Annotated in this window: 13 protein-coding genes; 4 read left to right on the top strand and 9 right to left on the bottom strand. The window is 74.7% G+C overall.

The window, feature by feature from the left end; translation table 11 throughout:
• Positions 1–121: 121 nt before the first annotated feature.
• The 3 genes from ACZ3YO_RS06620 to ACZ3YO_RS06610 form a co-directional block, all read right to left on the bottom strand.
• Positions 122–904: a tRNA-dependent cyclodipeptide synthase gene (locus tag ACZ3YO_RS06620; RefSeq protein ID WP_465565667.1), complete on the bottom strand. Its 783-nt coding sequence runs from the start codon at positions 902–904 to the stop codon at positions 122–124.
• 470 nt (positions 905–1,374) lie between these two features.
• On the bottom strand, positions 1,375–2,904 hold the full coding sequence (locus ACZ3YO_RS06615) for a pyridoxal phosphate-dependent decarboxylase family protein (RefSeq protein WP_465565665.1): 1,530 nt from the start codon (positions 2,902–2,904) through the stop codon (positions 1,375–1,377).
• Entirely contained in the window at positions 2,901–4,394 is a 1,494-nt protein-coding gene (locus ACZ3YO_RS06610; protein ID WP_465565663.1) for a diaminobutyrate--2-oxoglutarate transaminase family protein, read from the bottom strand. Before ACZ3YO_RS06610 ends, ACZ3YO_RS06615 begins: the two co-directional genes overlap by 4 nt.
• Positions 4,395–4,550: 156 nt before the next feature.
• On the opposite strand from ACZ3YO_RS06610, the gene ACZ3YO_RS06605 reads away from it, so the two are divergent.
• Together ACZ3YO_RS06605 and ACZ3YO_RS06600 are read left to right on the top strand one after the other, a co-directional pair.
• Positions 4,551–5,174 (top strand): class I SAM-dependent methyltransferase, encoded by a 624-nt coding sequence (locus tag ACZ3YO_RS06605; RefSeq protein ID WP_465565660.1) that lies wholly within the window; start codon positions 4,551–4,553, stop codon positions 5,172–5,174.
• A 150-nt stretch (positions 5,175–5,324) separates the two neighbouring features.
• On the top strand, positions 5,325–5,690 hold the full coding sequence (locus ACZ3YO_RS06600) for a PH domain-containing protein (RefSeq protein WP_465544674.1): 366 nt from the start codon (positions 5,325–5,327) through the stop codon (positions 5,688–5,690).
• 41 nt (positions 5,691–5,731) lie between these two features.
• Here the strand turns inward: ACZ3YO_RS06600 and ACZ3YO_RS06595 are convergent, their stop codons facing one another.
• Positions 5,732–6,472, bottom strand: a complete 741-nt coding sequence (locus tag ACZ3YO_RS06595) for a response regulator (RefSeq protein ID WP_465565656.1) — start codon at positions 6,470–6,472, stop codon at positions 5,732–5,734.
• The gene (locus ACZ3YO_RS06590; RefSeq protein WP_465565653.1) at positions 6,469–8,229 is read right to left on the bottom strand and encodes a sensor histidine kinase; all 1,761 of its coding nucleotides are present in this window, start codon (positions 8,227–8,229) and stop codon (positions 6,469–6,471) included. The genes ACZ3YO_RS06595 and ACZ3YO_RS06590 overlap by 4 nt, the downstream gene beginning before the upstream one ends.
• Positions 8,230–8,533: 304 nt before the next feature.
• On the opposite strand from ACZ3YO_RS06590, the gene ACZ3YO_RS06585 reads away from it, so the two are divergent.
• Positions 8,534–9,958 carry a cation:dicarboxylate symporter family transporter gene (locus tag ACZ3YO_RS06585; protein ID WP_465565651.1) on the top strand — a complete coding sequence of 475 codons (1,425 nt, stop codon included), beginning with the start codon at positions 8,534–8,536 and terminating at the stop codon, positions 9,956–9,958.
• Between the two features lie 202 nt (positions 9,959–10,160).
• Here the strand turns inward: ACZ3YO_RS06585 and ACZ3YO_RS06580 are convergent, their stop codons facing one another.
• Positions 10,161–11,117 carry a hypothetical protein gene (locus tag ACZ3YO_RS06580; RefSeq protein ID WP_465565648.1) on the bottom strand — a complete coding sequence of 319 codons (957 nt, stop codon included), beginning with the start codon at positions 11,115–11,117 and terminating at the stop codon, positions 10,161–10,163.
• A gap of 45 nt (positions 11,118–11,162) precedes the next feature.
• Positions 11,163–11,807 carry an RNA polymerase sigma factor gene (locus tag ACZ3YO_RS06575; protein WP_465565645.1) on the bottom strand — a complete coding sequence of 215 codons (645 nt, stop codon included), beginning with the start codon at positions 11,805–11,807 and terminating at the stop codon, positions 11,163–11,165.
• Between the two features lie 383 nt (positions 11,808–12,190).
• Between ACZ3YO_RS06575 and ACZ3YO_RS06570 the strand changes: the two genes are divergently transcribed.
• The gene (locus ACZ3YO_RS06570; protein WP_465565642.1) at positions 12,191–12,565 is read left to right on the top strand and encodes a hypothetical protein; all 375 of its coding nucleotides are present in this window, start codon (positions 12,191–12,193) and stop codon (positions 12,563–12,565) included.
• A 169-nt stretch (positions 12,566–12,734) separates the two neighbouring features.
• On the opposite strand, the gene ACZ3YO_RS06565 is transcribed toward ACZ3YO_RS06570, so the two are convergent.
• Both ACZ3YO_RS06565 and ACZ3YO_RS06560 read right to left on the bottom strand, forming a co-directional pair.
• Positions 12,735–13,310, bottom strand: coding sequence for a GTP-binding protein (locus ACZ3YO_RS06565; RefSeq protein WP_465566283.1), 576 nt, complete (start codon positions 13,308–13,310; stop codon positions 12,735–12,737).
• A 208-nt stretch (positions 13,311–13,518) separates the two neighbouring features.
• Positions 13,519–13,980, bottom strand: coding sequence for a DUF742 domain-containing protein (locus ACZ3YO_RS06560; RefSeq protein WP_465566280.1), 462 nt, complete (start codon positions 13,978–13,980; stop codon positions 13,519–13,521).
• Positions 13,981–14,030 lie beyond the last annotated feature (50 nt).

Below are 14,030 nucleotides of genomic sequence, written 5' to 3'. Positions count from 1 at the left end.
AGGTGTGCTCCAGGTGCGGATGCGGGGTACAGGGTGCGGGTGCGGGGTGCTGCAAGGTGCGGGGTGCGGGAATGGCTCTGGGAATCCGGTCTCGCGGTCGCGGTTCGGGGGTCTCGCGGCTTCAGGCGGCGTGCGCAGGCGCGACGACGACGGAGGCGGCAGCGGGGGCAGACGGGGCGGACGCGGTCGGCGACGCCGGACGGACCACGGCGTACCCCTGGCCGGGCGCCGCGCGCAGCCCCTCGTCGCGGCCGAACAGAACGGGGGTGAGGGGCAGTTGGAGGTGGTAGCAGCTGACCGAGGAAGGCACGCCGAGCAGCGCCGGGGTGTCCAGGAAGAACGGCAGCTCAGCGGCGATGTACCGGAGCCCGGCGGCGAGCTGGGGCTCGTTCGGTACCAGGCCCTCGTCCATCCGGGCCGCCAGGAACCCGCGCGCCATGCCCTCGGCGGCCTCACGGAACACCCCGTCGGTGGCGAGTGCGTCAAGGGCCTGCCGGTGCAGCCGCCGGTAGGCGGGGTGGCCGGTGAACTCGGAGAGCGCGTGCGTCCGGACGCGGTCGGGCCGGCCGGCCTCCTCGGCGCCGCGGGCGATCCGCCGGGCGGTGGCCTTGACCTCCTTGGCGGCCCGGCGTCGGGCGTGCTCGGCGGTGTAGCCGAAGCTCTCGAACTGCGCCTCGACGTGCAGGTCGGCGTGGACGATGTCGATTCTCTCGAAGAACTCCTTCCCCCACCCGATGAGTTCGGCTATTCGGCGGTGGCTGAAATAGCTGTTTCCCGGACTGACGCCGATGAGCAGGTGGTCGCCGCGGCGCCAGATGTCCCGGCAACGGCCGGAGAACGGCAGTGCCTCATACGTGGCCGGTTCGATGGTGACGGCGCTTTCGCCCGGGAGGGTTTCGCGCATGCCTTGCCTCCGCTTCGCAGGATTGGTCAAAGGATTGGTCTCACGTGGTTCACGCGGTTTTTACCGGGGTTCACCGAAGTGCATGACGGATAGGCGGAGTTCACTCGGCTGTAGGGGTGAGCTCACCGCATGTGGATGGCGCGCGCCTGGTCAGGCGGCCTGCACCGAGGAGCCGTGTGCTCTTGGTGGGGCGGCGACCACATGAAGTTACCGCCGCTCTTCGGGATCTCCGCAAGCCCTGCCAGGGGGTTGGCGAAATCTGATCACCGGGCGGCCGGAATCGGCCTGTACTCCCGTGGAAACGTATGTCCACGGAGCCTTTTCGGGGGCGGCCGAATATCCCCCGGACAGCATGTCACGCCAGTGTGCCTTCCTCCAACATCCCTCCGGGGAAAAGGCGTTGTTTTGGAATGCGGCGCGCTGCGGCCGGGACCGGCCGCGCCAGGCACTCGGCCGCCCGGGGCCCGGCGCTACGCCGGCCGGACGTCCCGCCCGGTCCGTACGATCGCGTGCAGCAGTTCGCCGACCTCGGCGGCGGTGGTGTGCGGGTTGAGCAGGGTCAGCTTCAGGCGGACCCGGCCCGGGCCCTCGCCGGGCAGTTCGGTCCGGCCGACGACGGCGCGGCCGGTGCGCAGCAGGGTCCGGCGCACTTCGGCGTTGACCGCGTCGAGCGCGGCTCCGCCCTGCCCGCCGGGCGGGCGGTAGCGGAACACCACGGTGGTGAGGACGGGTTCGGCGTGGAGTTCCAGTTCGGGTTCGGCGCGGACGGCCTCGGCGGTGTCCAGGGCCAGTTGGTGGCAGGCGTCGACCAGCCGGCCGAGTCCGGCGCGGCCGAGGGTGCGCAGGGTGACGGCGATCTTGAAGGCGTCGGCCCGCCGGGTGGTGCGCAGCGACTGCCCCAACAGACTGGGGTAGCCGGCCCGTTCGTCGTCGGCCGGGTTGAGGTACTCGGCGCGGCGGGCGAGCGAGACGTAGGTCTCGGCGCGGCGCACCAGGAAGACCCCGGCGGCGGCCGGCTGCCAGCCGAGCTTGTGCCAGTCGAGGGAGACGGAGTCGGCCCGGGCGATGCCGTCGAGCAGCGGGGCGAGCCGGTCGGAGAGCAGCGCGCCGCCGCCGTAGGCGGCGTCGACGTGCAGCCAGGCGCCGTATCGGGCGGCGAGGTCGGCGGCGGTGTGCAGGGGGTCGATCGCACCGGTGTCGGTGGTGCCGGCGGTGGCGACGACGGCGATCGGGGTCCGGCCGGCCCAGCTGGTCTCGGCCAGGGCCCGCGCCAGCCCGTCCGGGTCCATCCGCAGTTCGCGGTCGACCGGGACGGGGATCACGGCGCGCTCCCCGAGGCCGAGCAGGGCCGCGGCGCGCTGGACGGAGAAGTGCGCGGCCTGCGAGGCGATGATCCGGGGTGCGGCGCCGGCCGGGATTCCGTCCAGCTCCACGATGCCGTCGAGTTTCTGGTCCCGGGCCAGCATCAGGCCCATCAGGTTGGACTCGGTGCCGCCGGAGGTCAGCACGCCGGCCGCGTGGGCCGGGTCGTAGCCGACCAGGGCGGCGAGTTCGGCGAGCAGTGCGGTCTCCAGCGCGGTCGCGGCGGGGGCCTGGTCCCAGGAGTCCTGGGAGGGGTTGAGCGCGCTCACGGCGAGGTCGGCGGCGGCCGCGACGGCCAGTGGCGGGCAGTGCAGGTGGGCGGCGCAGGCCGGGTCGGCGGGGTCGGCGGCGCCGTGGGTGAGCAGTTCGGTGAGGGTGGCGAGCGCCTGCGGCCCGTGGGCGGCGGCCAGCCCGTCGGTGACGGCTGCGGCGATCCCGGCCGGGTGCCCGGCGGGCAGCGGGCCGCCGCGGCGGGCGGCGCCGGCGTCCAGCGCGTCCAGCACGGTGGCCAGCAGCGGTCCGAGCGCGGCCGGGCCCGCCACGCCGCCGGCCAGCGCGTCGGGCGGGGCCGCCGGGTCGTCGGGGAGGCCGGGCTCCTCGGGCTGCTCCGGCACCCCGGAGAAGCCCGGGCCGCTCACCGGGCCTCCGCAACAGCCGCAGCGACGGCCGTGCCGTCGACCGCGCCGTCGGCGGCACGGGCGGGCGCGCGGCCCGCCCCGGTGGCACTCCCGGTCCCGGTGGCGCCCACGGCCCGGGCGGCCGCCGCGATGGCGTCGGCGAGCCGGTCGAGGACGGCGTCGGCCTGCTCGTCGGTGATGGTGAGCGGCGGGAGCAGACGCAGCACCGCGTCGTGCCGGCCGCCGAGTTCGACGATCAGCCCGCGCGCGAGGCAGGCCTCGCGGACCTTGACGGCGAGCGCGGGCGCCGCCGGGCGCGCCCCGCAGGCGTCCGGTTCGGCGGCCGGGTCCACCAGTTCGACGCCGATCATCAGCCCGCGCCCGCGCACGTCGCCGATCACCGGGAGTTCGCCGGCCAGCGCGCGGAGCCGCTCGGTCATCCGGGCGCCGACCAGCGCGGCCCGGTCGGCCAGGCCGTGCGCGGCGACGTACCGGAGGGTGGCCGCGCCGGCCGCCATGGCGAGGGTGTTGCCACGGAACGTGCCGGTGTGCGCGCCGGGGCGCCAGCCGTCGTACTCCGCGCGGTAGACGACGACGGCGAGCGGCAGGCTGCCGCCGATCGCCTTGGAGAGCACCATGGCGTCCGGGACGATCCCGCTGTGCTCGACCGCCCACATCGCGCCGGTGCGGCCGACCCCGGTCTGCACCTCGTCGACGATCAGCGGGATGCCGCGTTCGGCGGTGATCCGGCGCATCGCGCGCAGCCACTCGTCGGGGGCGGGGACGACGCCACCCTCACCCTGTACGGCCTCCAGGACCATCGCGGCGGGCCGGACCACGCCGCCCGAGGGATCGTCCAGCAGCCGCTCGGCGTAGGTGGCGGCGAGGCCGGCTCCCGCCTCGCCGCCGACCCCGAACGGGCAGCGGTAGCCGTACGGGTAGGGCAGCCGGACCACCTCGCCGCCGCCCGGCAGCGGCTCCTTGACGGCGACGTTGCCGGTGAGCGCGAGGGCGCCGGCGGTCATGCCGTGGTAGGCGCCGGTGAAGGCGAGGGCGCCGGAGCGGCCGGTGGCGGTCTGCATCAGCTTGAGCGCGGCCTCGACGGCGTCCGTCCCGGCGGGTCCGCAGAAGTGCACGCGGGCCTGTTCGCCGAACTCCCGCGGCAGGCTCTCGAACAGGGCGGTGGTGAAGTCGTCCTTCTCGGCGGTGGCGAGGTCCAGCAGGTGCAGCGGCGCGCCGCTGTCGAGGGTGCGGCGGATCGCCTCCAGGACGACCGGGTGGTTGTGGCCGAGCGCGAGGGTGCCGGCGCCGGAGAGGCAGTCCAGGTAGCGGCGGCCGTCGGCGCCCTCGACCGTCATGCCGTTGGCGCGCACCGGGACGATCGGGAACGAGCGGGCGTAGGTGCGGGCGGCGGACTCGCGGACGCGCTGGCGGCGCAGAATGGCGTCGCCGCCCTGGGCCTGGGCGGGGACGGCAGCGGACCCGGTGGCGGGGACGGCGGCGAGCGTCAAGACGGACTCCCAAGAAGTTAGGTAAGCCTAACTTTACTTCCCTGACCTGGGCGGGAGCGCCGCGGGGCACGAGAACCACCCGAGCGAGTGACGGGGAGCCCGATTCCCCAACGATCGGCCGGGCCGCAGGTTACGGCCGGGCGCTACGCTCGCCGCATGTCGCCGTCCACGCCTCCGACCTCCCCGTACGCCGCCGAACTGGCCCGCACCCGCGAGTTCTTCGCCGCCCGCGCCGCCGGCTGGGACGCCCGCTTCCCCGACGACGGCCCCCGCTACGCCGCCGCGATCGCCGGACTCGGCCTGCGGGCGGGCGATTCCGTACTCGACGCAGGCTGCGGCACCGGCCGCGCGCTCCCTCTACTGCGCGCGGCGGTCGGCCCCGAGGGCCGGGTGCTCGGCGCCGACGTCACCCCCGAGATGCTGCACGAGGCCGACGCCCGCCACCCCGGCACCGCCACCCTGCTGCTCGCCGACTGCGCCCGCCTCCCGCTCCCCGACGCCACCCTCGACGCCGTCTTCGCCGCCGGCCTGATCTCCCACCTCCCCGACCCGGCCCGCACTCTGCGCGAACTCGCCCGCGTCAGCCGCCCCGGCGCCACGCTCGCCCTCTTCCACCCCATCGGCCGCGCCGCCCTCGCCGCCCGCCACGGCCGCGAGCTCACCCCTGACGACCTCCGCGCCGAGCCCAACCTCCGCCCCCTGCTGACCGCCGCCGGCTGGCGACTGGACAGCTACACGGACGCGGAGGACCAGTACCTCGTACGGGCCGGACGCCGGTAGCCGCAGGACGGCCGCCCGACCCCCGTCCGGGCCACCCGGCCGACCTCGCCCGGCCGTTCCGACCAGGGGCCCACTCCGACCCGAGATCGCCGCCGTGCCAGACTCGGTGCCCGACGCACCCGCGGCGGGTGCCTGACGGAAGGACCGCGCATGGCGCTCTTCGGCAACGCACACCGGGTGGACAACGCCGAGGCCCAGAAGGAGTTTTCCCGGCTGTTCGGCCAGGGCGAGCAGGTGCAGGCCGCCTACCAGCTGGTGCGCGACACCTTCCTGTTCACCGACCGGCGGCTGATCCTGATCGACAAGCAGGGCATCACCGGCAAGAAGACCGAGTACCACTCGGTCCCCTACCGCAGCATCACCCACTTCGCCGTGGAGACCGCCGGGACCTTCGACCTCGACGCCGAGCTGAAGATATGGGTCTCGGGTGCGGCGCTGCCGATCTCGAAGAACTTCACCAAGGGCGTCGACATCTACGAGGTCCAGGCGCTGCTCACCGCCTTCGTGGCCCGCTAGCAGGCACCCGGCCGCCCTCGGCCACCGTCCTCCGCCGGCCCTTACCCGCCCCCGCCCGTCCAGCGGTAACAGAGTTCGGGCCGACCGACGTTGCCGTACTGGGGTTCGCGGGCGGCGAGGCCGGTGTCGACGAGGTGTTCGAGGTAGCGGCGGGCGGTGATGCGGGAGACGCCCGCCGCCGTGCCGGCGGCCGCTGCGGAGAGGCCGGTACGGGCATCGCGCAGAACGGTGGCCACGGTGTCCAGGGTGGGGGCGCTCAACCCCTTGGGGAGGGCGGTGCGTTCGGGGGTGCGCAGGAGGGCGAGGGCCTGGTCGACCTCGTCCTGGCCGGTGGCCTGGCCGGTGCGGGCGAGCGTGTCGCGGTAGCGGGCGTACCGTTCCAGCCGGTCGTGCAGGGCGGCGGCGCTGAACGGCTTCAGCAGGTACTGGACGACGCCCGCCGAGACGGCCTGGCGGACCATCGCGAGGTCGCGGGCGGAGGTGACGGCGATGACGTCGGTGGTGTGGCCGGCAGCGCGCAGGGTGCCGCAGAGCTGGAGGCCGTGCCCGTCCGGCAGGTAGAGGTCGAGCAGGGTGAGGTCGACGGGCCGGCCGGCGGCGCGGGCGCGGTCCAGGAAGCGCAGCGCGTCCGCACAGCTGTGCACCGTGCCGGCGGCACGGAAGCCCGGTTCGCGCTGGACGTAGAGGGTGTGGGCGGCGGCGGCAACCGGGTCGTCCTCGACCACCAGGACGGAGATGTCGGGCCGGCCCGCGATGTCCGGCCGGCCCGGGGAGCGGCTCACGACGCCACCGCGTCACGCCGGCGGGGCAGCCGGCTCAGCGGCAGCCGGACGGTGAGCACCGCGCCGCGGTCCCGGCCGACCTCGACGGTGCCGCCGTTGCGCCGGGCGGCCTGAGCCACGAGGGCGAGCCCTAGCCCGTGCCCGCGGCCGTCCTGCTTGGTGCTCCAACCGCGCCGGAACACGTCCTCCACGGCGGCCGGGTCGATGCCGGTGCCGGTGTCGGCGACCCGCAGCAGCAGGTGCTCGCCCTCGGGCCGGGCGGCGTCGGGCGCGGCGGCATCGATCCGGGCGCTCTCGGGCGGGGTGACGTCGGCCCGGTTGCTCTCGGGCGGGAGGGTGTCGGCCCGGTTGCTCTCGGGCAGGAGGGCGTCGATCCGGGCGGTGACGGTGACCTCGGGTGGATCGGGGCTCTCGGCGGCGCCGGCGATCGCCGCGTCCACCGCATTGTCGATCAGGTTCCCGAGGACGGTGATCAGGTCGCGGGCGGAGAGGCCGGGCGGCAGCACGCCGTCGTCAATCCGACTGTCCTCGGTAAGCGTCAACTCGACTCCCCGCTCGGCGGCTTGGGCGGCCTTGCCGAGCAGCAGCGCGGCCAGTACCGGCTCGCCCACGGCGGCGACCACGCGGTCGGTGAGCTGCTGGGCGAGGGCGAGTTCGGCGGTCGCGAACTCCACCGCCTCCTGGTGACGCCCGAGTTCGATCAGCGAGACCACGGCGTGCAGTCGGTTGGCGGCCTCGTGCGCCTGTGCGCCGAGCGCCTCGGTGAAGCCGCGGACGGAGTCCAACTCTCCGCTCAACGACTGCAGTTCGGTGTGATCGCGGAGGGTGAGGACCCGGCCGAGGCCGGTGCCGATGGTGGAGGTGTTGAGCACCACGACGCGTTCGGCGGTGAGGTGGACCTCGTCCCGGACCGGCTCCGCCCCGAGCACGGCCGCCACCAGCGCCTCCGGCAGCCCCAGACCGTCGACCGGGAGGCCTTCCAAGTCTCCTGTCAGCCCGAGGAGTTCGCGGGCCGCGTCGTTGCAGAGCACCACCCGGTGGCGGCGGTCCAGCAGCACCAGCCCCTCGCGCACCGAGCGCAGGGTGGCCTGGTGGTACTCGTAGAGGTGGCTGAGCTCGGCCGGTCCCATGCCGTGGGTGTGCCGCCGCAGCCGGGAGTTGGCGAGGTAGGTGCCGACCCCGCCGAGCGCCAGCGCGGCCACCGCGACACCGGCCAGGGCCAGCAGGGGCCCGCTCAGCTGGGCGGAGATGGACTTCACCGTGATGCCCGCGCTGACCAGCGCGACCACCCGGTGCCGCTCGTCCAGCACCGGCGTGACCACCCGGACGGACGGGCCGAGCGTGCCGGTGTACGTCTCGCTGCGGGTCTCCCCGGCGAGCGCCCAGTCGATGTGGCCGAGGAAGGTCTTGCCGATCTGCTCGGGCAGCGGGTGGGTCCAGCGCACCCCGGCGGTGTCCATCACCGTGATGAACGAGACCCCGGTGTCGGCCCGCACCTGCTCGGCGTAGGGCTGGAGGACGCCGGTCGGGTCGGGCCCGGCGACGGCGGCCCGCACGGACGGCGAGTCGGCGACCGACCGGGCGACGGCGGTGACCTGGGCTCGGGCCGCGTCCTCGGCCCGGCCGGCGGTGAACAGGTACGCGAGCACGGCACCCCCGGCCACCACGGCGGCGACGATGACCACCTGGACAACGAAGAGCTGTCCGGCCAGGCTGCGCACCAGCCGGCGCGGCGTGGGGAGCATGCGCGGGGACATGCCTGCCAGTGTGCACCACGGCGGCCCGGCGTCCAGGTGGGCGGCGGAAGGCGGGCAGCCGACCTGCGGGGCGTGGACCGGCGCACAGGGGAACGCGGGCAGCCGACCTGCGGGGCGTGGACCGGCGCGCGGAGGAACGCAGTCAGCCGAGCCACGGGACGCGGGCGGCCGGCCCGGGGGGCGCGGGGGGCGCGGGCGTACGTGAACTCTATGAACGCAAACGTGACCTCCGTCACTGCGCAGCACATAGTCGGAGCGGCCCACCACCCGGGGCCGCCAGGACTGCAGGGCGAAGGAGCCGCAGATGTCGATCACCGGAGCAGGACCGCAGGCGGGGGTCAGACGGAAGGACCGCACCCACTACCTCTATCTCGCGGTCATCGTGGCCGTGGTCGCGGGCGTGGTGGTCGGCCTGGCCGCACCGAAGTTCGCGGTCGAGCTGAAGCCGGTCGGGACCGGCTTCGTCAACCTGATCAAGATGATGATCAGCCCCGTCATCTTCTGCACCATCGTGCTGGGCATCGGCTCCGTGACCAAGGCCGCCAAGGTCGGCAAGGTCGGCGGTCTGGCCCTCGGCTACTTCCTCACCATGTCGACGGTGGCACTGGGCATCGGCCTGGTGGTCGGCAACCTGCTGGAGCCCGGCGGCGGACTGCACCTGACCGCCGCATTGGCCAAGTCCGGACACGCCCAGGCCGCCGCGGGGGCGGCCCAGTCCACCACCGACTTCCTGCTCGGGATGATCCCGACCACCATGCTCTCGGCCCTCACCGAGGGCAAGGTGCTGCAGACCCTGCTGGTCGCCCTGCTGGCCGGCTTCGCGCTGCAGGCGATGGGCCCGGCCGGCGCGCCCGTGCTGCGCGGGATCGAGCACGTGCAGCGACTGGTGTTCCGGGTCATGTCGATGATCATGTGGGTGGCCCCGATCGGCGCCTTCGGGGCGATGGCCGCGGTGGTCGGCGCCACCGGCACGGCCGCGCTGAAGAGCCTCGCCGTCATCATGATCGGCTTCTACATCACCTGCGCGCTCTTCGTGGTGGTGGTGCTCGGCGCGCTGCTGCGGCTGGTCGCGGGCGTCAACGTGTTCACGCTGCTTCGCTACCTCGGCCGCGAGTTCCTGCTGATCCTCTCCACCTCCTCCTCGGAGAGCGCGCTGCCCCGGCTGATCGCCAAGATGGAGCACCTGGGCGTCAGCCGCCCGGTCGTCGGCATCACCGTCCCGACCGGCTACAGCTTCAACCTCGACGGCACCGCGATCTACCTGACCATGGCCTCGATCTTCATCTCCGAGGCGATGGACAAGCCGATGTCGCTGGGCGAGCAGGCCTCGCTGCTGGTCTTCATGATCATCGCCAGCAAGGGTGCGGCCGGGGTCACCGGCGCCGGGCTGGCCACCCTGGCCGGCGGGCTGCAGTCGCACAAGCCGGCACTGGTGGACGGGGTCGGCCTGATCGTCGGCATCGACCGCTTCATGTCGGAGGCCCGGGCGCTCACCAACTTCGCGGGCAACGCCGTGGCCACCGTGCTGATCGGGCACTGGACCGGTGAGTTCGACCGCGAGCGCGCCCGGCAGGTGCTGGCGGGCGAGGTGCCGTTCGACGAGCGGACGTTGGTCGACGCGCACGGCGGTCCGGCCTCGTCCGGGGCCGCAGAGGCTCCCGACGCCGCTCCCGCGCCACCGGAGACCGTCCCGCCGCAGGGTGGAGCGCCGAGCCCGACGGCCGTCTGACCGCCGCTCCCACTCCTGCACTCCCCTACTCCCCGGCCCGGCGCCGCAGCCCGATCCCCCGGGCGGCGCCGGGCCGGGGTCCGTCGCACACGGGGCCTGCCCGGCCCTCGCGCCACCGCCCCGCGGCCCTGTCGCCGCGACCACGGCCCCACGGCCCCACGGCCCCACGCACTGTCCTCTCCCGCGGCCCCGCGCGCACGCGTCAGGGCTCGTCCGATCCGCTGACCGCCCAGCTCAGGCCGCTCGCCGGGTCCTCCATCGCGACGTGGACGTGGCGCAGGCCGTCCGCCGGGTCGCACCAGGTGAAGCAGCGCATCCGGGCCACCAGCGCGTTCACCTCGGCACGGTTCGGCCCGTCGCCGCCGGCCATCGCGCCGAGCGCCCGCCAGAGCGCCAGCCGGCCGTCCGCCGAGCCGTGCGCCCGGTCCGCCGCCGCCGCCTGCACCAGCACCGGGTAGGCGATGGCGAACGGCAGGTACCCGCCGGTGACCCGTCGGCCCGGAGCCAGCTGCCCGGCCGCCTGTGGCGCCGGCCCCCGGACGCAGGCCACCTCCGCCCACTCCGCCAGCGCGGCCAACGCCCGCGTCGCCCGCTGACCGCGCAGGCGCGCTCCCGGCTCGGGCAGCAGCACCGGGCCCAGGCCCTCCCGGGTGGCGGGCAGCGTCAGCAGTGCGCTGCGCGAGCCGCCGCGCGGCAGGTAGTCCCGGACCCGCGCGCCCTCGCCCCAGCCCGCCGACTCCCAGGGCTCCAGCACCAGCGGGACGCCCTCCGGGTCCGGCTCGGCGCCGTACGAGAGGTCCTCGCCGATCAGCACCCGGGTGTGGGCGACCAGCCGGCGCACCGGCGCCGGGCCGAGCAGCGGGGCCAGCCGCAGCCACGAGTGCCGGGTGGCCAGCACCTCCCAGAGCGGCCCGGCGTCATGGTCCGCGACCCCGGCGGCGGTGCCGGGCCCGCCGTCCGGGTCGAACAGGCGCACGGCCAGCTCGGGCGGCGCGGCGTACGCGATCAGGTGGCCGAGCGGTGCGGTCGCGGCCGCCGCCCGGCCCTCGCCCGCGCGCGACACGGCGGCGGCCCGGGCCTGGCGGTAGGCGCCCAGCAGTTCGGGCCAGCGGCCGTCCTCGGCCAGGGTGCGGAGCCGGTGCTCCTCGTACGTGATCACGGATCGCAGCGTACGGGCCGGGGCGGCGCATCAGCTGACTTGTCGTCAGCTCGGTGCGTCGGGCCGGGACGGCGGCCTCGTCGCATCGCGGCCGCCGGCGCCGTCGCGGCCACTGCCGCCGCTACCACTGCCACTGCCACCCAGGTCGCTGCCGCCCGCCCGGTCGTCCACCCGGCCGTCCACCCGGTCGTCCGCCCGGCCACAGTCGTCCGCCCGGTCGCGCTCGCGTTCGAGGACGGCCCGGAGCCGGCTCAGCGCGCGGCGCCGGGTGACCGCCAGCGTGGAGCGGTGCACGCCCAGCAGGAGCGCCGCCTCGTCGACCGTGTACCCGCCGAGGTCGACCAGCACCACCACGCGGGCCTGCTTGGCGGTCAGGAGCCGCAGCAGCCGGACCACCTCCCAGCGAGCCTGCAACTCTCCCAGCCCCCCGCCGAGCGGGTCGGCCCGGGCACGCTCCCCCTCGGCCTGCTCCGGAACGACCACCCGGCGGCGCTCCCTGCGCCACTGGTCGCGCACGATGTTCGCCATAGTGGTGAACGCGTAGGCATAGGGCTGGGGGTGACGGAGAAACCGCTCGGGCCTGCGGGCGATGCGCAGATACGCGTCGTGCACGACGTCCCCGGCCGCGAACGGGCTTCCGGTGAGCGAGAGGGCCGCCCGGTGGAGCCGCGGCAGCATTTCCGTGAACACCCGGTTGAATTCCGCCGTTTCGGGATCGGCCGGACCCGGATCCCGCGCACCGCGGTCCGGTGTGCTGCGATCCGGTGCACCGAGCCCCACCTCGCCGCGGGCCGCCACCGCACGATCCTCCCCGGGAGCGGCGGCGATGCCCGGATCCCGCCCGCCCCGGCACCGACCGGTGAATTCCATGCCGCTCCCCTCGGAAATCGGCACCCCGAAGGCACGGCCGACGATCCGATCGGCCGGCCTGTGACTCACATCACATCGTAGTTCGTCGTCTCACCGTGCGCAGTCATTCGTGTGCAATGCGTCATCACCCCGGCGGGGCACGGGAATTACCGATTCAGACCCCACCCGGACGGGGCAGACAGCACGAGCGAGGAGAGATCACCATGTCAGGTTGCATCGCCCGGAACATCGCCAGGCTCGGGATGGTGGCCGCGGCCGCCCTCGGCGTGCTCGGCACCACGACCCTGCCGGCCGCCGCCACCACGCCCGCCGCCGACCAGAGCATCTCCGCCGGCTCGGGCTCCGCGTCGTCCGAGGCCATCACCGCCTCCTACCACTGCACCATCACCGCCGACTACGGCTGGCGCTGGGAGGGCAACTGCCGGATCTACTCCGGCGAGCTGCGCACCATCACCTACTGTGCCAACGGCACGTCCACCACCGGCCTCTGGATCGGCGCCCGGTCCCAGCCGTGGGCGGTCTGGGGCAACTGCCCGGGCTCCAGCTGGACCCGGATCGTCTTCCAGACCCGCGGCTGACCGACCACCGGCGGTGACACTCCGACAGGCGCGCTCCGACGACAGAACCCATTGACCGGCCGATCGACCGACTGACTGACCGGCTGGAGGGGTCCGACAGCACCGAGGGGTGCCGCCCGCACGGGTGGCACCCCTCTCCGCCCTTGCCGGGCCAGGCCGTTGCCGTGGCCTACCTCACGGCCGCGCCGGCATCGGCCAGCAGGCGGGCGGCGTGCACCCGGCCGGCGTGCTCGACCAGGTTGATCAGTACCTGCTTACCGGAGGCGCGGCGGCGCGCGTCGCAGAGCACCACCGGGGTGCCGGACTCCAGGTCCAGCGCCCGGGCGACCTCCTCCGTCCCGAAGTCACGGGTGCCGGCGAAACGGTTGACCGCCACCACGAACGGAATGCCCCGGTGCTCGAAGAAGTCCACCGCGGGGAAGCAGTCGGTCAGCCGCCGGGTGTCGGCGAGCACCACCGCCCCGAGCGCGCCCTGCGCCAGCTCGTCCCAGAGGAACCAGAACCGGTCCTGCCCAGGCGTACCGAAGAGATAGACGGACAGGCCCTCGCGGATGGTGATCCGGCCGAAGTCCATGGCCACCGTCGTGGTGGTCTTCTGTTCGACCCCGCCGGTGTCGTCCACGCCCCGCCCGGCCTCGGTGAGCCTCTCCTCGGTGCGCAGCGGGCGGATCTCGCTGACCGACCCGACCAGGGTGGTCTTGCCGACCCCGAATCCGCCCGCGACCAGGATCTTCAGGGCGAGCACGGCGGTGTCCGAGGGGGCGGCGGTATCCGAGGGGGCGGCGGTGTCTGAGGGGGCGGCGGTATCCGAGGGGCCCTCGTCCTCGGCCCCGTCCCGACCCCCGTCCCGGCCCCCGCCGTTCTCGCGCCCGTTCCCGGGCCCGGTCTCCCTCCCGGTCTCCCTCCCGGTCTCGGGCGGGCCGTCCCCGTACAGGCTGTCGGCGTACGGGCGGTCAGAGTGCGCGGAGTCCATGGATGACCTCCTGGAGGATGCGCTCGTCAGGGAGCAGTGCGGGTGGGACGGGGCGGCTGACCCGGATGCAGCCGGCCGCCAGCAGATCGCCGAGCAGCACCCGCACCACGCCGAGCGGCAGGTCGAGGTCGGCGGCGATCTCGGCCACCGAGAGGGCGTTGCCGCGGCAGAGGTCCAGGATCAGGCTCTGCTCGGGGCCGACCGGCACGTCCGGCGCGTCCGGGAAGTCCGCCGGGTCGGGGACATCGCTGACGACCAGGGCGATCAGGTCGAACTCCCGCCCGGTGGGCCTGGTCCGCCCCCTGGTCATCGCGTACGGGCGGACCAGCGGTCCGGCCTCCTCGTCGTACCAGCGCGAGCGGTAGGCGGCGGCGAGCGGATTCCTGGCGAGCGGCGGGGTCCTGGACGGTGTGGTCCCGGGCGGCGTGGTGCTGGGCTGCATGGTGCCGGACGGCGGGGCGTTGGTCGGCGGGGCGTTGGGCGGCGGCTCGT

Source organism: Kitasatospora sp. NPDC022785 (assembly GCF_055561295.1).
This window is presented reverse-complemented; position numbering and strand designations above follow the sequence as displayed.